Source organism: Streptomyces sp. NPDC013317 (assembly GCF_055563155.1).
Genome location: NZ_JBVHDX010000001.1, coordinates 104,632 through 130,868 on the forward strand (window position 1 = coordinate 104,632; position 26,237 = coordinate 130,868).

The window sequence follows — 26,237 nt, forward strand, 5'->3', positions numbered from 1 at the left end:
CCGTATTGCGTCGCTCTACGGATTTCGCATTGCTTGTCTCGGTTTCGTCCTCCCGGCTGGGTTGCCGGTTGTTCATGAGGACGTGCCCGGAGCCTAAATGGTTCATGCGCGGAAGGGAACGTGATGTTCACGTCACCCCATCGAGGGATCGAACACCCATGCGACTCTGCACTAGCATGAGAAATCAGGAGGGTGGCGTGACAACGGCTCTACCAGGCATCGGTACCCTCTGACCGGTGACCGACGCCGGGCCTTACCCCACCGGGCCAGTTTTCAAATTCAGCGAGGAGCGAACCGCGTGACCGCCGAAACGTCCGTGCCGTCCAGTGCGCTGCTGACCGCAGACCGTGACGGTTCCAACTACACCGCGCGGCACCTGCTCGTACTCGAAGGGCTCGAAGCGGTCCGCAAGCGCCCTGGCATGTACATCGGGTCCACCGACAGCCGCGGCCTGATGCACTGCCTCTGGGAGATCATCGACAACTCGGTCGACGAGGCTCTCGGCGGCTACTGCGACCACATCGACGTGATCCTCCACGACGACGGCTCCGTCGAGGTGCGCGACAACGGCCGGGGCATCCCGGTCGACGTCGAGCCCAAGACCGGGCTGTCCGGCGTCGAGGTCGTCATGACCAAGCTGCACGCCGGCGGAAAGTTCGGCGGCGGCTCGTACGCGGCCTCCGGCGGTCTGCACGGCGTGGGCGCCTCCGTGGTGAACGCGCTGTCGGCCAGGCTCGACGTCGAGGTGGACCGCAACAGCTCCACCCACTCGATCAGCTTCCGCCGCGGTGTCCCGGGCATCTTCACCGAGCAGGGCCCCGACAGCCCCTTCGACCCGGGCAACGGGCTGCTGAAGGGCAAGCGCGTCCCCAAGACCCGCACCGGTACCCGCGTGCGGTACTGGGCGGACCGCCAGATCTTCCTCAAGGACGCCAAGCTCTCCCTGGACCACCTCCACCAGCGCGCCCGCCAGACCGCCTTCCTGGTGCCGGGCCTGACCATCGTGGTCAGGGACGAGCGGGACCTGGAGGGTGTCGGAAAGAGCGAGGAGACGTTCCGCTTCGACGGCGGCATCAGCGAGTTCTGCGAGTTCCTCGCGCAGGACAAGGCCGTGTGCGACGTGCTGCGGCTGACGGGTCAGGGCACCTTCAAGGAGACCGTCCCGGTCCTCGACGACCGGGGGCACATGACCCCCACCGAGGTCACCCGCGAGCTGGGCGTCGACGTGGCCCTGCGCTGGGGCACCGGTTACGACACGACGGTCAGGTCGTTCGTCAACATCATCGCCACCCCCAAGGGTGGCACCCACGTCTCCGGCTTCGAGCAGGCCATCACCAAGACGGTGAACGAGGTCCTGCGCTCCGCCAAGATGCTGCGCGTCGCCGAGGACGACATCGTCAAGGACGACGCCCTGGAAGGCCTCACGGCCGTCGTGACGGTCCGGCTCGCCGAGCCGCAGTTCGAGGGGCAGACCAAGGAGGTCCTCGGCACCTCGGCCGCCCGCCGGATCGTCGCCACCGTGGTCGCCCGGGAGCTGAAGGCCTTCCTGACCTCGACCAAGCGTGACGCCAAGGCGCAGGCCCGCGCCGTCCTGGAGAAGGCCGTCGCGGCCGCCAGGACGCGCATCGCGGCCCGCCAGCACAAGGAGGCACAGCGCAGGAAGACCGCGCTGGAGTCCTCCTCGCTCCCCGCCAAGCTCGCCGACTGCCGCAGCGACGACGTGGAGCGCAGCGAGCTCTTCATCGTCGAGGGAGACTCCGCGCTCGGCACCGCCAAGCTCGCCCGCAACAGCGAGTTCCAGGCGCTCCTGCCGATCCGGGGCAAGATCCTCAACGTCCAGAAGTCCTCCGTCTCGGACATGCTCAAGAACGCCGAGTGCGGAGCGATCATCCAGGTCATAGGAGCCGGCTCGGGCCGCACCTTCGACATCGACGCCGCCCGCTACGGCAAGATCGTGCTCCTCGTCGACGCCGACGTCGACGGCGCGCACATCCGCTGCCTGCTGCTGACCCTCTTCCAGCGCTACATGCGCCCGATGGTCGAGGCGGGCCGGGTCTTCGCCGCGGTTCCGCCGTTGCACCGCATCGAGCTCGTCCAGCCCAAGAAGGGCCAGGACAAGTACGTCTACACCTACTCGGACAACGAGCTGCGGCAGACCCTGCTCGAGTACCAGCGCAAGGGCGTCCGCTACAAGGACGCCATCCAGCGCTACAAGGGCCTCGGCGAGATGGACGCCGACCAGCTGGCGGAGACCACGATGGACCCGCGCCACCGGACCCTGCGCCGGATCAACATCGGCGACCTCGACTCGGCCGAGCAGATCTTCGACCTGCTCATGGGCAACGACGTGGCGCCCCGCAAGGAGTTCATCACCAGCTCCGCGGCGACGCTCGACCGCTCGCGGATCGACGCCTAGCCGACTGTCCACCCAGGGGTGGAGCCACCAGGCTCCACCCCTGAGCCGATCACAGCCGCCCTCCCGCTCCGTAGCATCGAAGCGACGGAGGGGGACGGACGTGAAAAGCAACAAGTCGACAGCCCGCTGGCTCGCATGGCCCGCGCCGGAAGCGCTGACCCGGGTCGGCGTGCCACGGGGCCGCCTCGTGCTCGACGGACTGCTGCTCGCCGCGATCAGCGGCGGGATCGTGGTCAGCGCCTTTCGGTCGGGCGCCTTCCCCGGCTGGTACGGAGCGATGGTCCCACCGGGGCTTGTCCTCGCGGCGGCCCTGATCGCCGCCTACCATCGGGCGACCCTCGCCAACCGGCTCGCAGGCTCCCTCGGGCTGCTGGCCGCCGTCGCCGGCCTCGGCCTCGCGGCGCATGTCGCCGGAGCCGACGTGGCAGCCACCCTGCTCTGGATCGTCGTCTCCGTGACCGCCATGGAGCGGCTGCCGCTGCTCGTCGCCTTCGTCACCGTGCTCGTCCTCTCGGGGGGATTCGTGGACGCGGACGAGACCGGGGTCCTGGGGGCCGGAGTCACCACCGCCGCCGTACTGCTCACCGGGTACTCCCTCCGCCTGGACGGCGAGGCCCGCAGCGCCGGGTTCCGGCTGCTGGCCCAGGAGCGCGCGGCACGCGAGGCCGAGGCGGCCTCCGCGGCCCTGGCCGAGCGGGCCAGAATCGCCCGCGAGATCCATGACGTCCTGGCGCACAGCCTCTCCGCGCAGATGGTCCACCTGGAGGCGGCCAGGCTGCAGATAGAGGCGGGCGCCGAGCGGGAGACGATCCTGGAACGGGTGGTGGCCGCCCGCTCGATGGCCCGGGAAGGGTTCGCCGAGACCCGGCAGGCGCTCTCCGCGCTGCGCGGCGACATGGTGCCGGTGGAGGACTATCTGCTGGAGCTGGCGCGCGAGGACAGGGCCGAGGTCAAGGTGATCGGCGCCCGCAGACACCTTCCGGCGGAAGCCTCGCAAGCGGTACGGCGAGTGGCACAGGAAGCCCTCACCAACGTTCGCAAACACGCACCCGGGGCCAGGACACGGTTGCTGCTCACCTACGAGAAGGGGGAGGTCGCCTTGGAGATACGGGATTCGGGGGCACCAGTCGCCCCTGACAGGCCCGGGACGACGCCTGGCGTGGTCGGTGTGGCCGGCGCGGCCGGGGCGGCGGGGCTCGGCACCTCCGGCTCGGGATACGGACTGCTCGGCATGCGGGAGCGCGCCGAACTGCTGGGCGGGACGCTGGACGCGGGGCCCGAAGGCAGCGGCTTCGCGGTACGGCTGCGAGTGCCGGCATGAGCGCCCCTGAGGAGCGGTACGGCGACCGCAAGGTGGCGCGGGTGATCGTGGCCGACGACCAGTCCATGGTGAGGGAGGGCATCGTGCTCGTCCTGGGGCTGCTGCCCGGCATCGAGGTCGTCGGGGCCGCCAGGGACGGCGAGGAGGCCGTCGCCCTGACCGCCGAACTGGCGCCCGATGTGGTGCTGATGGACCTTCGGATGCCTCGCTGCGACGGCGTGGAGGCGACCCGGCGGATCCGCGCCGAACACCCGGACACCGAGATCGTCGTCCTCACCACGTACGCCGACGACGATTCGCTCTTCCCGGCCCTCCGGGCGGGAGCGCGCGGTTATCTCACCAAGGACGCCGGAGGGGAGGAGATCGTACGGGCCGTGCACGACGTGCTCGACGGACGGGCCGGACTCGCGCCTTCCGTCCAACGGCGCCTCCTGGAACAGCTGATGACCCAGCCCGAGAGAGGAGGACGACCTTCCCGCGACCTGTCCAGCGGCTCACGGCGGCGGGCGGATCCGCTGCCCGACGGGCTCACCGACCGCGAGGCCGAGGTGCTCGCCCTGGTCGCGGACGGCCTCTCCAACCAGGAGATCGGCGCCCGATTGAGCATCTCCACCGCCACCGTGAAGACGCACATCAACAATCTTTTCGCCAAAGCGGGGGTGCGGGACAGGGCGCAGGCGGTCCGGTACGCATATCAGCACGGGCTCGGCGCACCACCTGGGAGAACCATCACCTGATGGGGTGAAGTGAGGAGGGAGAAGAGTCCGGGATCTTCCCGCTCTGTCCATCCTTGGGCACGCGGCCGAAACGGTTCGCTGACAAGGAGAGTTCAGCGGTGGAGAAGGACGAAGAGCCGGGCGCCCCCGCGGTGCGGATCGACGACCCCTGGTACGACGCGCTCGCTTCCGGCTGGGGCGAGTCGGCCGACACGGAGACGCCCGCCGCCGAGGCAGAACCTGGCGCGGCGCCGACCGGGGCAGTACCGCGCCAGCAGCAGGGTCGCCACGCGGCCGCCGACATCTACCTGGAGGTCCAGCGCAGCCCCGCCTTCCAGGAAGTGCGCAGCCGCTACCGGCGGTTCGTGATCCCGGCGGCCCTCGCCTTTCTCATCTGGTACCTCGCCTATGTCGTGGCGGCGACGGCGGCACCCGGACTGATGGCCCGGCCCGTCCTCGGGATGGTGAACGTCGCGATGCTCGCCGGGCTCGGGCAGTTCCTCACCACCTTCCTGCTGACCTGGGCCTATGCCCGGCATGCCCGGCTGCGGCGGGACCGCGCCGCCTTGGAGCTGCGCTGGACGGTGTTCGACGAGACGCGGGCACAGGAGATGACACGGGGAGGCCGAGGGTGAACGGCGACCACCAGACACTCGCGCTGCTGCTGTTCAGCGTGTTCATCGCGGTGACGCTCGGGATCACCACCGGGGTGAGCCGCAACCGGCGCGGTTCGGCCGAGGAGTTCTACGCGGGCGGCAGGCTCTTCTCCCCACTGGAGAACGGTTTCGCCATCGCCGGCGACTACATGTCCGCCGCCTCCTTCCTCGGCATCTCCGGACTGATCGCCCTCTTCGGCTACGACGGCATGCTCTACTCCGTCGGATTCCTCGTCGCCTGGCTGGTGGTGCTGCTCCTCGTCGCCGAACTGGTCCGGAACTGCGGCCGGTTCACCCTCGCCGACGTCGTCGCGGCCCGGATGGCCGAGCGCCCCGTCCGGATCGCCGCCGGCACCTCCTCCGTCACGGTCTCCGTGCTCTATCTCGTCGCCCAGATGGTCGGCGCCGGGAGTCTGGTCGCCCTGCTCCTCGGGGGCACCAGCGAAGCCGCCCGTTCCTGGACCGTGATCGGCGTCGGCGCCCTGATGGTGATCTACGTGTCGCTCGGCGGGATGCGGGCCACCACCTGGATCCAGATCGTCAAGGCCGTCCTGCTGATGGCCGGCACGATCACCCTCACCGTGCTCGTCCTGCTCCGCTTCCACGGGGACTTCAACCACCTGCTCGCCACCGCCGCCGAACGCAGCGGCCACGGACGGGACTTCCTCGCCCCCGGCCTGCGCTACGGCGGTGAGTGGACCGCACGGCTCGACTTCATCAGCCTCGGTGTCGCCCTCGTGCTCGGCACCGCGGGCCTCCCGCACATCCTGTCCCGGTTCTACACGGTGCCGACCGCGCGGGCCGCCCGACGTTCCGTCGTCTGGGCCATCGGGCTCATCGGCGGCTTCTACCTGATGACGATCGTCCTCGGCTTCGGCGCGGCCGCGATCATCGGCCCCGACGCCGTCCGCGCCTCCAACGCGGCCGGGAACACCGCCGTACCGCTGCTCGCCCTCGATCTCGGCGGGGGAGCGGGTTCGACCGGAGGCACGGTGCTCTTCGCGATCGTCGCCGCCGTCGCCTTCGCGACCATCCTGGCCGTCGTCGCCGGCATCACCCTCGCCTCCTCCGCCTCCGTCGCCCACGACCTGTACGCCTCACTGCGCCGCCGGGGGAGGCGCGCGAAGCCGTACAGCGAGGTGACCGTGGCGCGGCTCGCCGCGGCCGGCATCGGCGCGGCGGCGATCGGACTCGGCCTGCTCGCCCGCGACCTCAACGTGGCGTTCCTGGTCGGTCTCGCCTTCGCGGTCGCCGCGTCCGCCAACCTGCCCGTACTGCTGTACTCGCTGTTCTGGCGGAACTTCACCACACGAGGCGCCGTGTGGTCGGTGTACGGGGGGCTTGTCCCGGCGGTACTGCTCGTCGTGCTCTCGCCCGTCGTCTCCGGGAGCCCCGACGCGCTCTTCCCAGGGGTCGACTTCCAGGTGTTCCCGCTCCAGAACCCGGGGGTGGTCTCCATCCCGCTCGGCTTCCTGGCCGGCTGGATCGGGACCGTCACCTCCTCGGAGCCCCCGGACGTCGCCAGGCACGCGGAGACGGAGGTCAGGGCGCTGACCGGCGCCGGGGCGGTGTGAACTGTTGGTGTGAACCGGTGGTGTGAACTGTTGGTGTGAACTGGCGGTGTGGGGCCGGTGGTCTGAACTGGCGGTACGGACGCTACGGGCTCAGCCGGTGGACTTCGCCCAGACGTATGCTCGGGGCGGCCCGTCTCGCCGTACTTCAGCGAGAGCCGCACCCGGCCGGTCCGTTCGAGCAGCTTGAGATAGCGCTGGGCGGTCTGCCGGCTGACACCCGCCCGCTCGGCGATCTCCTGCGCCGACAGGCCTCCGTCGGCGGCGAGCAGCACCTGCCGCACCAGCTCTGCGGTGGTGGGGGAGTGCCCCTTGGGAAGGTCGGGCGCCACCGCGCCCGCCGAGAGGGCGCCGAAGATGCGGTCGACCTCGGCCTGTTCCGCCTCGCCGCCGCCGTCGAGGGTGTCGCGCAGCGCCGCGTACGCCTCCAGCTTGGCGCGCAGTCCGGCGAAGGCGAAGGGCTTGACCAGGTACTGCAGTGCGCCGTGGCGCATCGCCGCCTGCACGGTCGCCACATCGCGCGCGGCGGTCACCATGATCACGTCGGTCTGGTGGCCCAGCCGCCGCAGTTCCCGTACGACCGCGAGTCCGTTCCCGTCCGGCAGGTAGTGGTCGAGCAGGATCAGGTCGACGGGCATCTCGGCGAGGCGGGCGAGCGCCTCGGCCGTCGAGTGGGCGGTGGCGACGACCTGGAAGCCGGGCACCTTCGCCACATAGGCGCCGTTGATCTGCGCGACGCGGCGGTCGTCGTCGACGACCAGGACGTCGATCACTGCGGCTCCTTGAGCGCGGAAGCCCCGAGCGCGGAAGCCCCGAGCGGGGACGTGCCGAGTGCGGGCACGTCGAGTGCGGGCTCGTTGAGCGCGGGTGCGTGTCGCTCGGATGCGTCGAGTACGGGCTCCCCGAGCGGGGACTCCGGTCGTTCTTCCTGCCGTGTCGAGGGCTCCGGCTCGTTCAGCGCCTCGGGGAGGACGACCGTGAACTCGGCGCCACCGTCCGGGCCCGTGTCCACCCGGGCACTGCCGCCCTGACGTTCGGCGAGCCGGCGGACGAGAGCGAGCCCCAGGCCCCGCTTGCCGTGGGCGGGTGGCTCCTTGGTGGTCCACCCCTCGGTGAAGATGAGTTCGCGCCGGTCGTGCGGGACGCCGGGGCCGCTGTCGGTGACGCACAGGACGGCGGTGCGGCCCTCGGCCCGCAGGGCGATCTCGACGCGTGCGTCGGCGCTGCCCGAGGCGGCGTCCAGGGCGTTGTCGACGAGGTTGCCGACGACCGTGACCAGCTCGCGCGGGTCGACCAGCCGGTCGGGGAGCAGCGAGTCGGCCGAGATCCGCAGGGAGACGCCCCGCTCGGCGGCGACCGTGGCCTTGCCGACCAGAAGCGCGGCGAGCAGCGGGTCGTGGATCTTCTCGGTGACCTGCTCGGCGGTGGCACGGTGGACTCCGACGACCTCGGTGACGAACTCCACCGCCTCGTCGTGCATCTCCAGCTCCAGCAGGCCCAGGAGAGTGTGCAGCCTGTTGGCGTGCTCATGGTCCTGGGCGCGGAGGGCGTCGATCAGGCCACGGGTGGAGTCGAGCTCGCGGCCGAGCCGCTCCAGCTCGGTGCGGTCGCGCAGGGTGGCGACGGCGCCGCCGTCGTCCGTCGGCATGCGGTTGGCGATCAGCACACGGTGGCCCCGGACGGTCACCAGGTCCTCGCCCGTGACACGTCCGGCCAGCACATCGGCCGTACGGCCGGAGCCGAGCGCCTCCTCCAGCGGGCTTCCGGTGGCCTCGGGGCCGATGCCGAGAAGACGCTGGGCCTCGTCGTTCATGAGCCGGACGCGGCCGGCGCGGTCGAGCGCCACGACGCCCTCGCGGATGCCGTGGAGCATGGCCTCCCGTTCGGCGAGGAGCGCGGAGATGTCCGAGAAGGCGAGGTCGTGGGTCTGCCGCTGAAGCCTGCGGGAGATCAGGTACGCGGCCAGGGCGCCGGCCGCCAGGGCGCCGCCGGCGTAGGCGAGGAGCCCCGGGATCGCCCCCAGGAGCCGGTCGTGGACGCTGTCGTACTCGATGCCGACGGACACCGCGCCGACGATGGTCCCGTCCGCGTCGCGCAGGGGCGCCTTGCCGCGCGCGGAGCGGCCGAGTGTGCCGCTGTCGATCTCCATGACCTCCTGCCCGGAGAGGGCGGCGCTGGGGTCCGTGGAGACGATCCTGCCGATCTGTGCGGGGTCGGTGTGGGACCAGCGCACGCCTCGGGTGTCCATGACGACCACGTACTCGGCGCCGGTGGCCTGCCGGATCCGCTCGGCCTCGACCTGCACGGGGCCGACGGGGGAGGGGCCGGAGGCGCGCAGTGAGGCGGCGACCTCGGGCGAGGCGGTGGTCTCGGCGATGGCGAGGGCGCGGCGCATGGCCTGGTCGTCGAGCTCGTCGCTGAGCGGTGCGAGGAAGAGGCCGGTGGCCAGCACCGTGACGCCGGTGGCGATGGCCAGCTGCATGAGGAGGACCTGCGCGAAGACCCGCCGCGGCCAGCCGAACCGCCGACGGCGCGGGGTGGGGCGCGCGGGGGTGGTCGGTGCGGGGCTCATGGCAGGAACGGTACGGGGAGGGGGCTTGGGACCGGAAATGTGCGGGGGCGCGGGGCGGAGGGGGCGGGTGGGGGTGCGCCTGGCCTTCGGCCGGGCTGGGGGCTTCCACCCGCACCACCGGTGCGGGTGGGAGGGCAGAGGTGCGGGTCGTCCCGTGGGCGGTGGATCGCCGTCGGCGGCTGCGGCCGGTCGGGGGCGCGGCGGCTCTGGGGGGCGGGATCGTGCTGCGGTCGGGCTACTCTGGGGGCTTTGTGAATTGCGGGTCGGAGGGGTTTCCTTGGGTAGGCAGCAGATTCCCGTCGTCGTCCTTTCCGGGTTCCTCGGGTCGGGGAAGACCACGCTGCTCAACCATCTCCTGCGCAGCGCCCGGGGGACCCGGATCGGGGTCATGGTCAACGACTTCGGGGACATCGGGATCGACGCCATGACGGTCGCAGGGCAGGTCGGTTCCACCGTCTCGCTCGGTAACGGGTGCCTGTGCTGTGCCGTCGACGTGAGCGAGCTGGACGAGTACCTCGAGGTCCTCACCCGGCCCGAGATGCGCCTCGACGTGATCGTCGTCGAGGCCAGCGGGCTGGCCGAGCCCCAGGAGCTCGTCCGGATGGTGCTCGCCAGCGACAACGAGCGGATCGTGTACGGCGGGCTCGTGCAGGTCGTCGACGCGGCCGAGTTCACGCGGACGCGAGCCCGGCACCCCGAGACGGACCGGCATCTCGCCCTCGCCGACCTGGTGGTCGTCAACAAGGCCGACCGCGTGGGGGAGCGGGAGCTGGACGCCGTCCACGAGGCCGTCACGCGGCTCGCGGGGCCCGCCGCGGTGGTCCGCGCCGCCCACGGACGCGTCGACCCCGAGCTCCTCTTCGAGAGGGTCGTCCCGGAGGGGGAGATCGAGGGCCAGATGTCGATCGAGGACCTGCTGTACGGCGACCCCGACGACGCGCACGACCACCCGCACGCCTCCTACGAGACCCTCTCCCTCGCCTCCGGCACGGCGCTGCACCCCCGCAGGCTCATGACGTTCCTGGACTCCCGGCCCGAGGGGCTCTACCGCATCAAGGGATGGGTGGACTTCGGCGACGCCGACCCCGACAACCGCTACGGCGTGCACGCCGTCGGCAGGTTCCTGCGCTTCTACCCCGAGCCCTGGCCGGCCGGCGAGGACCGGCTCACCCGGCTCGTCCTCATCGGCTCGGGCATCGACGGCGACGCGCTCCGCAAGGAGCTCGTCGACTGCCACGTGAACGGCCCGCAGGACGCCCCCGACGAACACAGCATGTGGGGCGTCCTGCGGTACGTACAGGAGATCGACCAGGAGACCGGTCCGGAGACCGGTCCCGCGCTCTAGCTCGCCGGGCCCGCCACCACCGTGACCGGCTTCGGCAGCGGGGTGCCCGAGCCGTCGCGGCGCGGGTCGGCCTCGGGCAGCTCCACCGGCGTGCCGTTCGCCTGCGCGGCGTGCGCCGGGGTGGCGCCCGCCCAGGCCAGGATCAGCACGTCCTCGCCCTTCAGGAACCGCTGGCAGCGCACACCGCCGGTCGCACGCCCCTTGCGGGGGTACTGGTCGAACGGAGTCAGCTTCGCCGACGTGGCGGCCGAACCGTCCAGCGTGCCCGTGGAGCCCGCGACGGTGAACACCACCGCGTCCGCAGCCGGGTCCACCGCGGTGAACGAGAGCACCTCGGCGCCCTCGGCGAGCTTGATGCCCGCCATACCGCCCGCCGGTCGGCCCTGGGGCCGTACCTGCGAGGCCTGGTAGCGCAGCAGCTGGGCGTCGGAGGTGATGAAGACCAGGTCCTCCTCGCCCGTCCGCAGCTCGGTCGCCCCGACGATCCGGTCACCCTCCTTGAGGGTGATGACCTCCAGCTCGTCCTTGTTCGCCGGGTAGTCCGGCACGACGCGCTTCACCACGCCCTGGAGCGTGCCGAGCGCCAGGCCCGGGGAGGCCTCGTCGAGCGTGGTCAGGCAGACGACCGTCTCGTCGTCCTCCAGGGTGAGGAACTCCGCCAGCGGCGCCCCGCCCGCCAGGTTCGGCGCGGCGGCCGTGTTCGGCAGCTGGGGCAGGTCGATCACCGCGATCCGCAGCAGGCGTCCGGCGGAGGTCACCGCGCCGACGTCGCCGCGCTGGGTCGCCGGGACCACGGAGACGATCGCGTCGTGCTTGGCGCGCTTGCCGTCCGAGGCGGCCGGGATCTCCTCCGTCGCCGTACGGGCCAGCAGCCCCGTCGAGGACAGCAGGACGCGGCAGGGGTCGTCCGCGACCTCCAGGGACGTCGCGGCGATCGGCGCGCCCGCCGACTCCAGCAGGACCGTACGCCGGTCGGTGCCGAACTTCTTCGCCACTGCGGCCAGTTCGCCGGAGACCAGCTTGCGCAGCTCGCTGTCGGAGTCCAGGATCCCGGTCAGCTCGTCGATCTCGCCGTTGAGCCGGTCGCGCTCGGTCTCCAGCTCGATCCGGTCGAACTTGGTGAGCCGGCGCAGCGGGGTGTCGAGGATGTACTGCGTCTGGACCTCGCTCAGCGAGAAGTGCTCGACGAGGCGCTCCTTGGCCTGCGCCGAGTTCTCGCTGGAGCGGATGAGACGGATGACCTCGTCGATGTCGAGCAGGGCGACGAGCAGCCCCTCGACCAGGTGCAGCCGGTCGCGCTTCTTGCCCCGGCGGAACTCGGAGCGTCGGCGCACCACGTCGAAGCGGTGGTCGAGATAGACCTCCAGGAGCTCCTTGAGGCCCAGCGTGAGCGGCTGGCCGTCGACCAGCGCCACGTTGTTGATACCGAAGGACTCCTCCATCGGCGTCAGCTTGTAGAGCTGCTCCAGGACCGCCTCGGGCACGAAGCCGTTCTTGACCTCGATCACCAGGCGCAGACCGTGGTTGCGGTCGGTGAGGTCCTTGACGTCCGCGATGCCCTGCAGCTTCTTGGAGCCGACCAGGTCCTTGATCTTGGAGATGACCTTCTCGGGGCCGACCGTGAAGGGCAGCTCGGTGACGACGATGCCCTTGCGGCGGGCCGTCACGGTCTCCACCGTCGCCGTGGCGCGGATCTTGAACGTGCCGCGGCCGGTCTCGTACGCGTCCTTGATGCCCGACAGGCCGACGATCCGGCCGCCGGTGGGCAGGTCGGGGCCGGGGACGAAGCGCATGAGCGCCTCGAGGTCCGCGTTCGGGTACCGGATCAGGTGCCGGGCGGCGGCGATGACCTCGCCCAGGTTGTGCGGGGGCATGTTGGTCGCCATACCGACCGCGATGCCGGACGCGCCGTTGACCAGCAGGTTCGGATACGCGGCGGGGAGCGTGACCGGCTCCCGCTCCTGGCCGTCGTAGTTCGGCGAGAAGTCGACGGTGTCCTCGTCGATCGACTCCGTCATCATGAGCGCCGCGGCGGCCATCTTCGACTCGGTGTACCGCATGGCGGCCGGCGGGTCGTCGTTGCCCAGCGAGCCGAAGTTGCCGTGGCCGTCGACCAGCGGGAGGCGCATGGAGAACGGCTGGGCCATGCGCACCATCGCGTCGTAGATCGACGCGTCGCCGTGCGGGTGCAGCTTGCCCATGACCTCGCCGACGACGCGGGCGCACTTCACATAGCCGCGGTCGGGGCGCAGGCCCATCTCGTTCATCTGGTACACGATGCGGCGCTGGACGGGCTTCATGCCGTCGCGGGCGTCCGGCAGCGCGCGGGAGTAGATCACCGAGTACGCGTACTCGAGGAAGGAGCCCTGCATCTCGTCGACGACGTCGATGTCGAGGATCCTCTCCTCGAACGCGTCGTCCGGCGGCGGTGTCTTCGTGCTGCGGCGGGCCATCGCGGCTGCGGCTCCTTCACCAACAAGGTTGATCTGACGCGGACCATTGTGGACCGTCCCACCGACAACGCCGACCGCGACCCGGGTACGGGCCGCCGTCAGCCGTGCGCGACGCCCCCGCGACCCGGAAGAGGGACGCCGGGAACCTGCGGGAACTTCGCCAGGTGCCGGTGCGCTTGCATAGGGTGGCAGGACTTTTCCATATCGCGATCGAAGGGACGTACATGCCCATGGGTCACACGGCCACGGCAGAGGCCGGCTCCGGCGGCCTGACAGCGACCGAGCACCGGCTGGCCAACGGCCTGCGCGTGGTGCTCTCCGAGGACCACCTGACCCCGGTCGCCGCGGTGTGCCTCTGGTACGACGTCGGTTCCCGCCACGAGGTCGCGGGCCGCACCGGCCTCGCCCACCTCTTCGAGCACCTGATGTTCCAGGGCTCGAAGCAGGTCCACGGCAACGGCCACTTCGAGCTGGTGCAGGGCGCGGGCGGCTCGCTCAACGGCACGACGAGCTTCGAGCGCACCAACTACTTCGAGACCATGCCCACGCACCAGCTGGAGCTCGCGCTCTGGCTGGAGGCGGACCGCATGGGCTCGCTGCTCTCCGCCCTGGACGACGAGTCCATGGAGAACCAGCGGGACGTCGTCAAGAACGAGCGCCGTCAGCGGTACGACAACGTGCCCTACGGCACGGCCTTCGAGAAGCTGACCGCGCTGGCCTACCCCGAGGGCCACCCCTACCACCACACGCCGATCGGCTCCATGGCCGACCTGGACGCGGCGACGCTGGAGGACGCGCGGGCCTTCTTCCGCACGTACTACGCGCCGAACAACGCGGTCCTCTCGGTCGTCGGCGACATCGACCCGGCGCAGACCCTGGCCTGGATCGAGAAGTACTTCGGCTCCATCCCGTCCCACGACGGCAAGCTGCCCCCGCGCGACGGCACGCTGCCCGACGTCCTCGGGGAGCAGCTGCGCGAGGTCGTCGAGGAGGAGGTCCCGGCCCGCGCGCTGATGGCCGCCTACCGGCTTCCGCACGACGGCACGCGCGAGTGCGACGCCGCCGACCTCGCCCTGACCGTCCTCGGCGGCGGCGAGTCGTCCCGGCTCCACAACCGTCTGGTCCGCCGCGACCGTACGGCCGTGGCCGCGGGCTTCGGTCTCCTCCGCCTGGCCGGCGCGCCCTCGCTCGGCTGGCTGGACGTCAAGACGTCCGGCGGGGTCGAGGTGCCCGTGATCGAGGCCGCCGTCGACGAGGAGCTGGCCCGGTTCGCCGCCGAGGGCCCGACGCCCGAGGAGATGGAGCGCGCGCAGGCCCAGTTGGAGCGCGAGTGGCTGGACCGGCTCGGCACGGTCGCGGGCCGCGCCGACGAACTCTGCCGCTACGCGGTCCTGTTCGGCGACCCGCAGCTCGCCCTGACCGCCGTCAACCGGGTCCTCGACGTCACCGCCGAGGAGGTGCGGGCCGCCGCCGCGGCCCGGCTGCGCCCGGACAACCGCGCGGTGCTGGTCTACGAGCCGGTCGGCACCGAACAGAACGACGCCGACCAGGCCGACAGCGACGAGGAAGAGGGAGCGGACCAGTGACCGACGCTGCCGCGTCTTTGACGAACATGACGTTCCACCCGCAGCCGGAGCCGGGGGTTGCCCGGCCCTGGGCCTTCCCGGCCCCGGACCGCGGAGCGCTGGACAACGGCCTGACGGTGCTGCGCTGCCACCGCCCCGGCCAGCAGGTCGTCGCCGTCGAGATCTTCCTCGACGCACCGCTGGAGGCCGAGCCCGCGGGCCTCGACGGTGTCGCCACGATCATGGCCCGCGCGCTCTCCGAGGGCACGGACCAGCACACCGCCGAGGAGTTCGCCGCCGAGCTGGAGCGCTGCGGCGCCACGCTCGACGCGCACGCCGACCACCCGGGCGTACGAGTTTCCCTGGAGGTCCCCGTCTCCCGGCTGCCCAAGGCGCTCGGGCTGCTCTCCGAGGCCCTGATCGCGCCGGCGTTCCTCGAGACCGAGGTCGAGCGTCTGGTGCGCAACCGGCTCGACGAGATCCCGCACGAGGCGGCCAACCCGGCCCGCCGGGCGGCCAAGCAGCTCTCCAAGGAGCTCTTCCCGGCGGACTCGCGCATGTCCCGGCCGCGCCAGGGCACCGAGGAGACGGTGGAGCCGATCGACGCCGCCGCCGTCCGTGCCTTCTTCGACGCGCACATCCGGCCGTCCACGGCCACGGCCGTCGTCGTCGGCGACCTGACCGACGTGGACCTGGACAAGGTGCTCGCCGAGTCGCTCGGCGCCTGGACGGGCGACACCGCCGAGCCGCGCCCGGTCCCGCCGATCACGGCGGACGACACCGGCCGTGTGGTCATCGTCGACCGCCCGGGTGCCGTCCAGACCCAGTTGCTGATCGGCCGCGTCGGCGCCGACCGGCACGACCGTGTCTGGCCGGCCCAGGTCCTCGGCACGTACTGCCTCGGTGGCACGCTCACCTCCCGCCTGGACCGTGTCCTGCGCGAGGAGAAGGGCTACACCTACGGTGTCCGTGCCTTCGGCCAGGTGTTGCGCTCCGACGGCGAGGGCAACGGCGCCTCGATGCTCGCCATCAGCGGATCCGTCGACACCCCCAACACCGGTCCGGCACTTGACGACCTGTGGAAGGTGCTGCGCACCCTCGCCGCGGAAGGTCTGACGGACGCCGAGCGCGATGTGGCCGTGCAGAACCTGGTGGGCGTGGCGCCGCTCAAGTACGAGACCGCCGCCTCGGTCGCCGCGACCCTCGCCGACCAGGTCGAGCAGCACCTTCCGGACGATTTCCAGGCGCAGTTGTACGCGCGTCTCGCCGAGACCGGCACGGTGGAGGCGACGGCCGCGGTCGTCAACGCCTTCCCCGTGGACCGACTCGTCACCGTGCTCGTGGGTGACGCGTCGGAGATCGAGGAGCCCGTACGCGCCCTCGGCCTCGGCGAAGTGACCGTCGTCACCGGCTGATCGAGTCGCCGTGCCGCCGCGTCCGGCGGCACCGGAGGACCCCGACGTCACGGTACGTCGGGGTCCTCCTCTTTGTCCGTATTGCTGCGGACGGTGGCTGTATGGCCTGTGGCATGTCTTACAAACAGGCGTGTCTGTTTGGTGATTGAAAGACGGTCCGCTTAGCGTCAATCCGGCTGTTCGCCAGTTGCACCCGCCGCACCCGCGGCATCGGACAGTCATCGCCGAGTCCCCGTCAGGCGCGAGCCTGGGGAGCCGGGGACCCACACGAAGTCCCTGGGGTGAATCGGACGCCTTCGCACCCGTGCGGAGGGGCCCGTAGGAGACCTTCCTGCTCCGAACCCGTCAGCTAACCCGGTAGGCGAGAAGGAAGGAAAGGAACAGCCCCTACATGGCGTTCACCCGTGCCACCGGGAAGCATCGTGGTCCGAGTCGTCTGTCGCGCCGCACCGCCGGCATCGCCGGCGTCGCGACCCTCGCCACCACCGGCGTCATCGGAACCCTCGCCTCCCCGGCACTCGCCGTCGACGCGGACGCTGCCCCCTCGGTCGAGGACACCGGGCTGACCCAGATCATCGCCGCCGACTCGCTCGCCGACACCATCGACGCCCAGGCCGCCGCCCAGGAGCGCGAGGCCGCCGAGGCCGAGGCGAAGCGCCAGGCGGAGGCCCGTGCCAGGGCCGAGGCGAAGCGCAAGGCCGAGGCCCGCGCCAAGGAGATCCGCGAGGCCAAGGAGCGCGCCGCCCGTGAGGCGGAGCGCAAGCGCCTGAACTCCTTCCAGCTCCCCGTGGCCGGCTCGTACGTCAGCACCGGCTACAAGACCGGCGGTGCGCTCTGGTCCTCCGGCAGCCATTCCGGCGTCGACTTCCACGCCGCCTCCGGCACCAAGGTCGTCTCCGTCGGCTCCGGCACCGTCGTCGAGGCGGGCTGGGGCGGTGCGTACGGCAACAACGTCGTCATCCGGATGAACGACGGCACGTACACCCAGTACGGTCACCTCTCCGCCATCAGTGTCGGGGTCGGCCAGTCCGTCACCCCGGGCCAGCAGATAGGCATCTCCGGCTCGACCGGCAACTCCACGGGGCCCCACCTCCACTTCGAGGCCCGCACCACCGCCGAGTACGGCTCCGACATCAACCCGATCGCGTACCTCCGCGCGCGTGGTGTGAACGTCTGACCGTTCGAGGTCTTTCCCGGCTTCTCAGAAAAGCCCCGGCTCGTACCGAGCCGGGGCTTTTCGCTGACCGAAAACATATCCATGGATCCTTGAGAGCCGTCGGAAACAAAGCCCTGCTGCAATAGAGTCGCCGGAGAACCGGTTTCGCGCGGATCAAGGCGGAGGTCGAACATGCGCATTCCCGCGCACTCTGTATGCACGGCGATCCGGGACGACATCGTCACCGGGGTCTTCGCGCGCGGCAGCCGGCTGACGGAGGAGCAGCTCGCCCGCCGTTACGGAGTCTCCCGCGTCCCCGTCCGGGAGGCGCTGCGCACCCTGGAGTCCGAGGGCTTCGTGATCACCCGCCGCCACGCGGGCGCCCAGGTCGCCGAGCCCACCGAGCAGGAGGCGGCGGACCTGCTGGACGTCCGGTCCCTGCTGGAGCCGCTGGGGGCCGCGCGCGCCGCGCAGCGCCGCACCGAAGCGCACCTCAAGGTGCTGCGGGGCCTGGTCAGGCTGGGGCAGGAGCGGGCCAGGCGGGGCCAGGCGGAGGACCTGCGCCCGCTCGGCGGCTGGTTCCACGAGACGCTGGCCCAGGCCTCGGGCAGCCCGGCGCTCAGCGCCCTGCTCACCCAGCTGCGGCACAAGATCGACTGGATGTACGCGATCGAGCTCCCGGCCCAGCCGGCCGAGGCGTGGGCCGAGCACGGGGCGATCGTGGACGCGGTGGCACGCGGCGACGCGGAGCGGGCCCGTGCGCTGACCGCGACGCACGCCGAGCGGTCACTGGTGCTGCACCGGCTGAAGCGCCCGGAGCACGGGCGCGTGAGGGTTTCGCAACATGTCGTAAACACCGCGAGCGTCCGGAATTAACGAGCGGGCCGTATACAAAGAGCACTGAATTTCGCGGGCCGGTTCTGTCCTGCCCGGAATGGTGCTTGTCCGGATCGGCGTCCGCCTGGAATGACGTCCGCCCGGAATGGCACTCGGAAATGCGCAGTGCGCGACGCGCCGTGCACAATTCGCTGTCCGTGATGCGTCGCAGGGAATGTGCCCGCGGAATCGGGGGGACGAAAAAGCCGCGCCGCCGGTGTTCCGGCGTGCGCGGCTTCTTCGGAGATCGGGTCAGACGGTCTCGGGAAGCTCCTCGAGCCCCTCGGCAACCAGCTTCGCCAGACGGTCGAGCGCGACCTCGGCGCCCTCGGCGTCCGAAGCGAGAACGATCTCCTCGCCGCCCTGCGCGCCCAGACCGAGCACCGCGAGCATCGACGCGGCGTTGACCGGGTTGCCGTCGGCCTTGGCGATCGTCACGGGGACGCCGGAGGCCGTGGCGGCACGGACGAAGATGGAGGCGGGGCGGGCGTGCAGGCCCTCGGCCCAGCCGACGTTGACGCGGCGCTCAGCCATGGTGTTGCCCTTCAAGTCTCAAGCGGGTTGTCTAGACCAGTCTCCCACAGGCCGCGGGGTGCTCGTGGCCGACCTCCGGCCCCCGCGCGAGGGCCGATCGGTCCTCCTTACCTTGCATGGCGCACAGGTGCCGCGCGACCGGTGCCCGTGTCGGACCCCGGCCGTAGGCTTGCCCCATGCAGAGCGCGTCGGAACAGCCGGGCCGGCCGGGGGAGCCGGTACAGGCAGTGCAGTCGCCACAGGCGGCCCAGGCGACACAGCCGGAGCACGCCTACCCCGACCACTGGGAAGCGGACGTGGTCCTCCGCGACGGCGGCACGGCACGCATCAGGCCCATCACCGCCGACGACGCCGAACGGCTGGTCAGCTTCTACGAGCAGGTCTCCGACGAGTCGAAGTACTACCGCTTCTTCGCGCCGTACCCACGGCTCTCCGCCAAGGACGTGCACCGCTTCACCCACCACGACTTCGTCGACCGGGTGGGGCTCGCGGCGACGGTCGGCGGGGAGTTCATCGCCACGGTGCGGTACGACCGGATCGACGACCGCGGCATGCCCGCCTCCGCGCCGGCCGACGAGGCCGAGGTCGCCTTCCTGGTCCAGGACGCCCACCAGGGGCGCGGCGTGGCGTCCGCGCTGCTCGAACACATCGCGGCGGTGGCGCGCGAGCGCGACATCCGGCGGTTCGCGGCGGAGGTGCTGCCGGCGAACACCAAGATGATCAAGGTCTTCACCGACGCGGGGTACACCCAGAAGCGAAGCTTCGAGGACGGCTCGGTACGGCTCCACCTCGACCTGGAGCCCACGGACCGCTCGCTCGCCGTGCAGCGCGCGCGGGAGCAGCGGGCGGAGGCGCGTTCCGTGCAGCGGCTCCTCACACCCGGCTCGGTCGCCGTCGTCGGCGCCGGACGCACACCGGGCGGCGTGGGCCGGGCGGTCCTGCGCAACCTCCTCGACGGCGGGTTCGGCGGACGGACGTACGCGGTGAACCGCGCGCTCCCCGCGGAGACCCACACGCTCGACGGAGTACCGGCCTTCCGCTCCGTCGGGGACATCGGCGAACCGGTGGACCTCGCGATCGTCGCCGTTCCCGCCGAGCGCGTGCCGGAGGCGGTCGCGGACTGCGGGGAGCACGGGGTGCGGGGACTTGTCGTGCTCTCGGCGGGCTACGCGGAGACGGGCACGGCCGAGGGCCGGGACCGGCAGCGGGAGCTGGTGCGGCAGGCCCGCTCGTACGGGATGCGGATCATCGGGCCGAACGCGTTCGGGATCATCAACACCTCGGCCGGTGTCCGGCTGAACGCCTCGCTCGCGCCGCAGGCGCCGGCCGCCGGACGCATCGGGCTCTTCACCCAGTCCGGCGCCATCGGTATCGCGCTCCTCGCCGGGCTGCACCGGCACGGCGCGGGCATCTCCTCCTTCATCTCGGCGGGCAACCGGGCCGACGTCTCCGGCAACGACTTCCTCCAGCACTGGTACGACGACCCGGAGACGGACGTCGTCCTGCTGTACCTGGAGTCCATCGGGAACCCCCGGAAGTTCACCCGGCTCGCCCGTCGCACGGCGGCGGTCAAACCGGTCGTCGTGGTCAAGGGCGCGCGGCACAGCGGGAGCGCGCCGCCGGGGCACCGGGTGCCGGTCACCCGGATCCCGCACGCCACGGTCTCGGCGCTGCTCCGGCAGGCCGGGGTCATCCGCGTCGACACGGTCACCGAACTCGTCGACGCGGGGCTGCTCCTGGCGGGCCAGCCGCTGCCCGCCGGGCCGCGCGTGGCGATCCTCGGCAACTCCGAGTCGCTCGGGCTGCTGACGTACGACGCCTGTCTGACGGAGGGGCTCCGTCCGCACCGCCCGCTGGACCTGACGACGGGCGCGAGCCCCGCGGACTTCCGCGCCGCGCTGGCGGCGGCGCTCGCGGACGACGCCTGCGACGCGGTCGTCGTGACCGCGATCCCCTGGGTCGGCGAGAACGGGGCGGTCGAGTCCGGCGACGGCGAGGTCCTCGCGGCGTACCTCCGCGAGGCGGTCGCCTCCGCCCCGTCCCCGGCGAAGCCGGTGGTGGTGGTCCACGTGGAGATGGGCGGCCTGGCGGAAGCGCTCTCGGCGGCGACGAGCACCCGCCCGCCCACCCGGGCCCGCCGACTTCCCGAGCCCGCGGCCCCAGACAACGCCCCCCCGGCCGGCGCGCCCGTACGCCCCGACGCCACCGTGCCCGGGGGCCCGGGCGCCCGCCCGACCTCCACCGACCCTGCGACCGGCGGGCCGACGCCGCCGGACAGCGCCGCGCCGCCGCGCCGATCGGCGGACGGCACCCCGGCGCCCGGCGCCGACGGCTCCGGCGGCGCCATGGGCGACCCGCGCACCGGCGGCTCCGGCGGCGCCGGGGATCTCGCCTCCGGCTCGGGCGGTCCTGGCGCCGGCGCCGCCGCAGCCCACCCCCGTGCCGGCGCCGCCGTCCCCCGCGACGCCGGCGAGGGCTCGGCCGCCGCAGACGGCGCCGGGCCCCTCGGCGGGGGGATTCCCGCCTACCCCGCCGCCGAGCGGGCCGTGCGGGCGCTGGCCGAGGCCGTGCGGTACGGGCAGTGGCGGCGACAGGCGGCCGAGCCCGGGCGGGTGCCCGAGTTCGAGGACATCGACGAGGGCGGGGCCGCCGCACAGATCGAGCGCGTACTCGGGGAGGACACGGACACCCGGGGGGCCACGCTCGACGCCGACGCGGCGCGCGAACTGCTCGGGCGGTACGGGATCGACGTGCTCCCCACCCTCCCCGCGCCCACCCCCGACGACGCCGTCCTCGCCGCCGCCCGGCTCGGATACCCGGTCGCCCTCAAGACGACCGCCCCCCACCTGCGCCACCGTCCCGACCTCGGGGGCGTACGGCTCGACCTGGCGGGGGAGGAACAACTCCGCACCGCCTACGCCGAACTGACCGAGGCGCTCGGCAAGCCCGCCGAGCTCCAGCCTGTCGTCCAGGCCATGGTTCCCCGCGGCGTCGACACCGTCGTCCGCTCGGCCATCGACCCCGCCGTCGGTGCCGTGCTCTCCTTCGGACTCGCCGGAGCCGCCTCCGAGCTGCTCGGGGACATGTCCCACCGTCTCGTCCCCGCCACCGACCGCGACGCCGCCGAACTCGTCCGCTCCATCCGCACCGCCCCGCTCCTCTTCGGCTGGCGCGGCTCCGCCCCCGTCGACACACCCGCCCTGGAGGAACTGCTGCTGCGCGTCTCCCGGCTCGTCGACGACCATCCCGAAGTGGTGGCGATCACGCTGGAGCCCGTGGTCGTCGCCCCGCACGGCCTCTCCGTGCTCGGCGCGACGGTCCGGCTGGCCCCGCCCCCGCCCCGCACGGACCTCGGTCCCCGCAGCCTTCCGAGCTACTGAAACCCGCCTCAACCCGGCCCCGGAGCGTCCCGGAGTGCCCCTTCCGACGGATTAGGATGGAGTCCATGGCGAAGACCGGTACGACGACCCAGGGGCTGCGCGCGGCGATCGAGCGCAGCGGCTACTACCCGGCCCTCGTGGCCGAGGCGGTGGAGGCCGCCGTCGGTGGCGAGGCGATCGCGTCGTACGTGGTGCACCAGGAGACCACGTTCGACTCCAACGAGGTCCGTCGTCATGTCACGGTCCTCGTCCTGACGGCCAACCGTTTCATCGTCAGCCACACCGACGAGCAGGCCGCCGACAACAGCTCCCCGACGCCGTACGCCACGACGTCCACCGAGTCGGTCAAGCTCGACCGGATCTCCTCCGTCGTCGTCAGCCGCGTCGTCGCCAACCCGGAGTCCTACACGCCCGGCACCCTGCCCCGTGAGGTCGTCCTCACCATCGGCTGGGGCGCCGTCTCGCGGATCGACCTGGAGCCCGCCGCCTGCGGCGACCCCAACTGCGACGCCGACCACGGCTACACCGGCAACGCCACCGCGGACGACCTCAGCCTGCGCGTCAGCGACGCCGGAGACGGCCCGGACACCGTGCGCCAGACCCTCGCCTTCGCCCAGTCGCTCTCCGAAGCCACCGCGGCGACCCGCTGATGGTCCAGCCCACCGCCGTCACCCCCGGCTGGCCGGACGAACCCGTCCCGCTCGACCCCGCCACGGCACCGGTCCCCGCGTACGGCACGGCCTCGCTCGCCGACGTCCTCCCGACGCTCGTCGCCGGCCAGGGCGTCCCCGGCTTCGAGGCACGGATCTCCGAGCTGTCGCCCGCCGACCGGAACTGCGTCTTCCTGATCGACGGACTCGGCTGGGAGCAGATCAAGGCCCACCCGGACGAGGCCCCGTACCTCACCTCGCTCCTCGGCACCTCGCGTGGCGGTACGGGCCGTCCGGTCACCGCCGGTTTCCCGGCCACCACGGCGACCTCGCTCGCCTCGGTGGGCACCGGTCTCGTCCCCGGCGCGCACGGACTGCCCGGCTACACCGTCCGCAACCCCGACACGGGCGAGCTGATGAACCAGCTCCGCTGGAAGCCGTGGACCTCGCCGCAGGTCTGGCAGCCGTACCCCACCGTCTTCGGGCTCGCGCACGAGGCGGGCATCCACACCGCCCAGGTCTCCTCGCCGATCTTCCAGGACACTCCCCTCACCAAGATCGCGTTGAGTGGCGGAACGTTCCACGGCCGGCTCTCCGGCGAGGAGCGGATGGACTTCGCCGCGGAGCAGCTCGCCGGCGGCGACCGTTCCCTGGTCTACACGTACTACAGCGAACTCGACGGGGCCGGACACCGCTTCGGCATCGACTCCGACGCCTGGCGCGGGCAGCTGATGTTCGTCGACCGGCTCGTGCAGCGGCTCGCCGAGCAGCTGCCGCCCCACTCGGCCCTGTACGTGACGGCCGACCACGGCATGGTGGACATCCCCTTCGACGACCGGCACCGGATCGACTTCGACGAGGACTGGGAGCTGCGCGCCGGGGTCGCCCTGCTCGGCGGCGAGGGCCGTGCCCGCCATGTCTACGCGGTGCCGGGTGCCGCGGCCGATGTGCTGACGTGCTGGCGGGAGGTGCTCGGCGAGCAGTTCTGGGTGGCGAGCCGCGACGAGGCCATCGCGCTCGGCTGGTTCGGCGACGCGGTCGACGAGCGCGTGTACGGCAGGATCGGCGACGTGGTCGCCGCCGCCCATGACGATGTCATCATCACCGCGTCCGTCAACGAGCCCCACGAGTCGGCGATGGTCGGCGTGCACGGTTCGATGACGCCGGCGGAGCAGCTGGTGCCGCTCATCGAAGTCCGTTCCTGAGCCGTACCTCCTCGTCCCCTCCTCCCGGATTCCCCCGGATTCCCCGCATCCCCTCGCCTGAAAGGCCCCGACTTCCCATGCCCGAGCTGGTGTTCTTCTCCGGAACGATGGACTGCGGGAAGAGCACATTGGCGTTGCAGATCACCCACAACCGCTCGGCCCGCGGCCTCCAGAGCGTGATCTTCACCCGCCAGGACCGCGCCGGCGAGGGCAAGCTCTCCTCCCGTCTGGGCCTGGTCACGGACGCGGTCGAGGTGACTGACGCGATGGACCTGTACGCGTACGTGGTCGGTGAGCTGTCCCAGGGTGGGAGAGCGGACTACGTGATCGTGGACGAGGCCCAGTTCCTGGCATCGGAGCAGATCGACCAGCTGGCCCGGATCGTGGACGACCTCGACATGGACGTCTTCGCCTTCGGGATCACGACGGACTTCCGCACGAAGCTCTTCCCAGGCTCTCAGCGCCTCATCGAACTCGCGGACCGCATAGAGCAGCTTCAGGTGGAGGCGCTCTGCTGGTGCGGTGCACGTGCCACCCACAACGCCCGTACCGTGGACGGGGAGATGGTGGTCGAGGGCGAACAGGTCGTCGTGGGCGACGTCAACCGGACCGTCGAGGTCGGTTACGAGGTCCTCTGCCGTCGCCACCACCGCCGGTTCATGACCTCGGCCACGGCGCACGCGGGTGCGCTCTCCCCCGATGTCCTCCCCGTCAATTCGGACTGACGCCTTCCCCTCGGCGCGGCAGGGCGAGAGGGCCCTGCCGGCCGCAGCGGTGCCTCACAGCCGCTTCGCGCTGCGCAGGGTCTTGGCGTAGTAGCCGTTGCCGTCCAGTCGGGAGACCCCACCGATGTCGCCGATGGTCGGGCCGTTCACCTCCTCGCGGCTGGACACGAAGATCAGGTGACCCTGGGTGTCGTAGCCGAGCACCATGCCCACGTGGTCCAGCCGCTTTCCCGTACGCCCGTCGAGCTTGAAGAAGACGATGTCGCCCGGCTGCAGCTCGTCGATGGTCGCGGGACGGTCCTTCGCCGACACTCCGGTCAGCGGCAGGATGTTCACGCCCTGCCGGGAGCGTGCCATGCCGTTGGCGGTGCGCGGCAGACCGTCGCCGGCCTTGTCCGACGACATCAGGGGGTAGCGCGCGCGGTAGCCCAGGACCATGCGGATGAAGCCGGAGCAGTCCAGTGACCGGGCGCGCATGGCTTCCGGCGTGCCGACGGCACCGTCCCGGAAGGGGTACGGGACGCCGAGGTAGTCGTAGAAGTCGGACTGCTCGAGGCGCAGGTCGCCGCCCTCGGCTCCGGAGGTGTTGAGCGGGCCGAAGTTGGCATCACCAGCGAAGGCGACGCCCTCCTTGTCCTTCTGCCGTGGCGCGCCCGCCACGTACTGGAAGGCGAAGGCGAAGAGGTCGTCCTTCTTGCTGCCGGCGTACTCGTCGTACCAGTCCTTGAACCACTTCTGCTTCTCCGCGCCCTTGGACCAGGGCCGAGGCATCAGGCGTACCCAGTCCGTCGTGGAGACCTTGGACGCCGTGGAGGCGGGTTCGGCGAAGACCCGGGCGGGGCCGGTCAGTCTCGCGGTCCGCGCTCCGTCGGTCATGGTGGCCTTGACCTGCCCCTGCGCGTCCCGGAGGACGCTGCGTCCGGGGTTCTCCATCCGGGACCACCGTTCCACGGCCGCGTCCTCGGCCATGCCGGCCTTCGCCCGGCCGCCGTCGAGTACGCCGACGTTCCGTATCTCGGTGACACCCGGCTCCTCCTGCTTGCGCAGTTCCAGGGTGAGGTATCCGGAGGTCGCGACGAGTCCGAGGATCACGAGGCCCGTGACGAGCGGGCGCGTCTTCTTCTTGCCTGCCATGATTCTTCCTCGATTCTCAGACGGCGGGCATGACGCCGAGCAGCAGGCCGGCGGCCACGACGATGTAGGCCAGCAGGGAGACGGAGGCCGTCGCCAGCAGCGTGGGCCCCTTGGGCTGGCGAACCAGCTGGTAGGCGATGAGGCCGGGGACGATGAAGCCGAGGGTCTGGTTGCCGTAGAGCAGGGGGAACTCGATCGACAGGACGATCATCACCGTGGCCTGCAGCAGGACGCCCAGCAGGACCACCGCGGCGAACAGCCTCTTGCCGTAGAGGATCACCAGCCGCTGCATGAGCTTGGTGCCCGCGTAGGTCAGCGCCGTGACGCCCACGACCATGGCGGCCCGCTGGAGGTCCTCGATGAGGGTCAGGGCGAGCCAGCCCGGGGTGATCATGCCACCGGGGGAGAGGTTGGTCGTGAGGTAGCACAGCAGGGAGAAGAACAGACCTATGGCGATGCCCAGGGCGGCCATCTCGGGGGTCAGGGCGGCGGTGGTCAACGGGAGCTCCGGGCGCGTGGGCGCGTAGTCAGGCGGGAGGGTCGGCAG

General features: G+C 71.6%; 19 protein-coding genes, 1 pseudogene and 1 riboswitch. Of the genes and pseudogenes, 14 read left to right on the plus strand and 6 right to left on the minus strand.

Translation table 11 applies throughout. From position 1 onward, the window contains the following. The first annotated feature begins 298 nt into the window (after window positions 1-298). From ACZ3IJ_RS00435 to ACZ3IJ_RS00455, 5 genes are all read left to right on the plus strand, one after another. A complete protein-coding gene (locus ACZ3IJ_RS00435) occupies window positions 299-2,416 on the plus strand; it encodes a DNA gyrase/topoisomerase IV subunit B (RefSeq protein WP_467465411.1) in 2,118 nt (705 codons plus the stop codon). A 100-nt stretch (window positions 2,417-2,516) separates the two neighbouring features. After that, window positions 2,517-3,737 (plus strand): sensor histidine kinase, encoded by a 1,221-nt coding sequence (locus tag ACZ3IJ_RS00440; protein WP_467465412.1) that lies wholly within the window; start codon window positions 2,517-2,519, stop codon window positions 3,735-3,737. Next, window positions 3,734-4,474, plus strand: a complete 741-nt coding sequence (locus ACZ3IJ_RS00445; RefSeq protein WP_467465413.1) for a response regulator transcription factor — start codon at window positions 3,734-3,736, stop codon at window positions 4,472-4,474. The genes ACZ3IJ_RS00440 and ACZ3IJ_RS00445 overlap by 4 nt, the downstream gene beginning before the upstream one ends. Before the next feature lie 98 nt (window positions 4,475-4,572). Further along, on the plus strand, window positions 4,573-5,088 hold the full coding sequence (locus ACZ3IJ_RS00450) for a DUF485 domain-containing protein (RefSeq protein ID WP_467465414.1): 516 nt from the start codon (window positions 4,573-4,575) through the stop codon (window positions 5,086-5,088). Further along, window positions 5,085-6,683, plus strand: a complete 1,599-nt coding sequence (locus tag ACZ3IJ_RS00455) for a solute symporter family protein (RefSeq protein ID WP_467465416.1) — start codon at window positions 5,085-5,087, stop codon at window positions 6,681-6,683. The genes ACZ3IJ_RS00450 and ACZ3IJ_RS00455 overlap by 4 nt, the downstream gene beginning before the upstream one ends. A 116-nt stretch (window positions 6,684-6,799) precedes the next feature. Here the strand turns inward: ACZ3IJ_RS00455 and ACZ3IJ_RS00460 are convergent. Together ACZ3IJ_RS00460 and ACZ3IJ_RS00465 are read right to left on the minus strand one after the other, a co-directional pair. Further along, window positions 6,800-7,453: pseudogene (locus ACZ3IJ_RS00460) on the minus strand (response regulator); the annotation flags it as partial. Further along, window positions 7,450-9,252: a sensor histidine kinase gene (locus ACZ3IJ_RS00465; RefSeq protein WP_467465417.1), complete on the minus strand. Its 1,803-nt coding sequence runs from the start codon at window positions 9,250-9,252 to the stop codon at window positions 7,450-7,452. The pseudogene ACZ3IJ_RS00460 and the gene ACZ3IJ_RS00465, both read right to left, overlap by 4 nt. Window positions 9,253-9,529: 277 nt before the next feature. Between ACZ3IJ_RS00465 and ACZ3IJ_RS00470 the strand changes: the two genes are divergently transcribed. Further along, on the plus strand, window positions 9,530-10,597 hold the full coding sequence (locus tag ACZ3IJ_RS00470; RefSeq protein ID WP_467465418.1) for a CobW family GTP-binding protein: 1,068 nt from the start codon (window positions 9,530-9,532) through the stop codon (window positions 10,595-10,597). On the opposite strand, the gene ACZ3IJ_RS00475 is transcribed toward ACZ3IJ_RS00470, so the two are convergent. Further along, window positions 10,594-13,050 carry a DNA gyrase/topoisomerase IV subunit A gene (locus ACZ3IJ_RS00475; protein ID WP_467465419.1) on the minus strand — a complete coding sequence of 819 codons (2,457 nt, stop codon included), beginning with the start codon at window positions 13,048-13,050 and terminating at the stop codon, window positions 10,594-10,596. The genes ACZ3IJ_RS00470 and ACZ3IJ_RS00475 overlap by 4 nt on opposite strands. 224 nt (window positions 13,051-13,274) lie before the next feature. On the opposite strand from ACZ3IJ_RS00475, the gene ACZ3IJ_RS00480 reads away from it, so the two are divergent. From ACZ3IJ_RS00480 to ACZ3IJ_RS00495, 4 genes are all read left to right on the plus strand, one after another. Further along, complete coding sequence (locus tag ACZ3IJ_RS00480) at window positions 13,275-14,636, plus strand: M16 family metallopeptidase (protein WP_467465420.1); 1,362 nt, start codon at window positions 13,275-13,277, stop codon at window positions 14,634-14,636. A gap of 26 nt (window positions 14,637-14,662) precedes the next feature. After that, window positions 14,663-16,030 carry a M16 family metallopeptidase gene (locus ACZ3IJ_RS00485; protein WP_467466240.1) on the plus strand — a complete coding sequence of 456 codons (1,368 nt, stop codon included), beginning with the start codon at window positions 14,663-14,665 and terminating at the stop codon, window positions 16,028-16,030. A 212-nt stretch (window positions 16,031-16,242) separates the two neighbouring features. Continuing rightward, window positions 16,243-16,408: riboswitch (cyclic di-AMP (ydaO/yuaA leader) on the plus strand. 13 nt (window positions 16,409-16,421) lie between these two features. Further along, window positions 16,422-17,207 carry a M23 family metallopeptidase gene (locus tag ACZ3IJ_RS00490; RefSeq protein ID WP_391801168.1) on the plus strand — a complete coding sequence of 262 codons (786 nt, stop codon included), beginning with the start codon at window positions 16,422-16,424 and terminating at the stop codon, window positions 17,205-17,207. A 171-nt stretch (window positions 17,208-17,378) separates the two neighbouring features. After that, window positions 17,379-18,062, plus strand: coding sequence for a GntR family transcriptional regulator (locus ACZ3IJ_RS00495; RefSeq protein ID WP_467465421.1), 684 nt, complete (start codon window positions 17,379-17,381; stop codon window positions 18,060-18,062). A gap of 252 nt (window positions 18,063-18,314) precedes the next feature. Here ACZ3IJ_RS00495 and ACZ3IJ_RS00500 read toward each other — a convergent pair whose 3' ends face one another. Next, window positions 18,315-18,596 carry an HPr family phosphocarrier protein gene (locus ACZ3IJ_RS00500; RefSeq protein WP_361767649.1) on the minus strand — a complete coding sequence of 94 codons (282 nt, stop codon included), beginning with the start codon at window positions 18,594-18,596 and terminating at the stop codon, window positions 18,315-18,317. Window positions 18,597-18,772: 176 nt separating this feature from the next. Between ACZ3IJ_RS00500 and ACZ3IJ_RS00505 the strand changes: the two genes are divergently transcribed. From ACZ3IJ_RS00505 to ACZ3IJ_RS00520, 4 genes are all read left to right on the plus strand, one after another. Next, window positions 18,773-21,976, plus strand: coding sequence for a bifunctional acetate--CoA ligase family protein/GNAT family N-acetyltransferase (locus ACZ3IJ_RS00505; protein ID WP_467465422.1), 3,204 nt, complete (start codon window positions 18,773-18,775; stop codon window positions 21,974-21,976). A 65-nt stretch (window positions 21,977-22,041) separates the two neighbouring features. Continuing rightward, complete coding sequence (locus ACZ3IJ_RS00510) at window positions 22,042-22,626, plus strand: DUF5998 family protein (protein ID WP_391801171.1); 585 nt, start codon at window positions 22,042-22,044, stop codon at window positions 22,624-22,626. Beyond that, window positions 22,626-23,831 carry an alkaline phosphatase family protein gene (locus ACZ3IJ_RS00515; RefSeq protein ID WP_467465423.1) on the plus strand — a complete coding sequence of 402 codons (1,206 nt, stop codon included), beginning with the start codon at window positions 22,626-22,628 and terminating at the stop codon, window positions 23,829-23,831. The genes ACZ3IJ_RS00510 and ACZ3IJ_RS00515 overlap by 1 nt, the downstream gene beginning before the upstream one ends. A gap of 77 nt (window positions 23,832-23,908) precedes the next feature. Beyond that, window positions 23,909-24,556 (plus strand): thymidine kinase, encoded by a 648-nt coding sequence (locus ACZ3IJ_RS00520; protein ID WP_467465424.1) that lies wholly within the window; start codon window positions 23,909-23,911, stop codon window positions 24,554-24,556. A gap of 54 nt (window positions 24,557-24,610) precedes the next feature. Here the strand turns inward: ACZ3IJ_RS00520 and ACZ3IJ_RS00525 are convergent, their stop codons facing one another. Further along, window positions 24,611-25,690 (minus strand): C40 family peptidase, encoded by a 1,080-nt coding sequence (locus ACZ3IJ_RS00525; protein WP_467465425.1) that lies wholly within the window; start codon window positions 25,688-25,690, stop codon window positions 24,611-24,613. Between the two features lie 16 nt (window positions 25,691-25,706). Next, the gene (locus tag ACZ3IJ_RS00530) at window positions 25,707-26,189 is read right to left on the minus strand and encodes a poly-gamma-glutamate biosynthesis protein PgsC/CapC (RefSeq protein ID WP_467465426.1); all 483 of its coding nucleotides are present in this window, start codon (window positions 26,187-26,189) and stop codon (window positions 25,707-25,709) included. Window positions 26,190-26,237 lie beyond the last annotated feature (48 nt).

Coding starts and splice junctions, on each gene's coding strand:
- ACZ3IJ_RS00505 (WP_467465422.1), top strand. CDS start 18,773: ATGCAGAGCGCGTCGGAACAGCCGGGCCGGCCGGGGGAGCCGGTACAG.
- ACZ3IJ_RS00515 (WP_467465423.1), top strand. CDS start 22,626: ATGGTCCAGCCCACCGCCGTCACCCCCGGCTGGCCGGACGAACCCGTC.
- ACZ3IJ_RS00490 (WP_391801168.1), top strand. CDS start 16,422: ATGGCGTTCACCCGTGCCACCGGGAAGCATCGTGGTCCGAGTCGTCTG.
- ACZ3IJ_RS00465 (WP_467465417.1), bottom strand. CDS start 9,252: ATGAGCCCCGCACCGACCACCCCCGCGCGCCCCACCCCGCGCCGTCGG.
- ACZ3IJ_RS00520 (WP_467465424.1), top strand. CDS start 23,909: ATGCCCGAGCTGGTGTTCTTCTCCGGAACGATGGACTGCGGGAAGAGC.
- ACZ3IJ_RS00445 (WP_467465413.1), top strand. CDS start 3,734: ATGAGCGCCCCTGAGGAGCGGTACGGCGACCGCAAGGTGGCGCGGGTG.
- ACZ3IJ_RS00475 (WP_467465419.1), bottom strand. CDS start 13,050: ATGGCCCGCCGCAGCACGAAGACACCGCCGCCGGACGACGCGTTCGAG.
- ACZ3IJ_RS00525 (WP_467465425.1), bottom strand. CDS start 25,690: ATGGCAGGCAAGAAGAAGACGCGCCCGCTCGTCACGGGCCTCGTGATC.
- ACZ3IJ_RS00500 (WP_361767649.1), bottom strand. CDS start 18,596: ATGGCTGAGCGCCGCGTCAACGTCGGCTGGGCCGAGGGCCTGCACGCC.
- ACZ3IJ_RS00485 (WP_467466240.1), top strand. CDS start 14,663: ATGACGTTCCACCCGCAGCCGGAGCCGGGGGTTGCCCGGCCCTGGGCC.
- ACZ3IJ_RS00495 (WP_467465421.1), top strand. CDS start 17,379: ATGCGCATTCCCGCGCACTCTGTATGCACGGCGATCCGGGACGACATC.
- ACZ3IJ_RS00480 (WP_467465420.1), top strand. CDS start 13,275: ATGCCCATGGGTCACACGGCCACGGCAGAGGCCGGCTCCGGCGGCCTG.
- ACZ3IJ_RS00510 (WP_391801171.1), top strand. CDS start 22,042: ATGGCGAAGACCGGTACGACGACCCAGGGGCTGCGCGCGGCGATCGAG.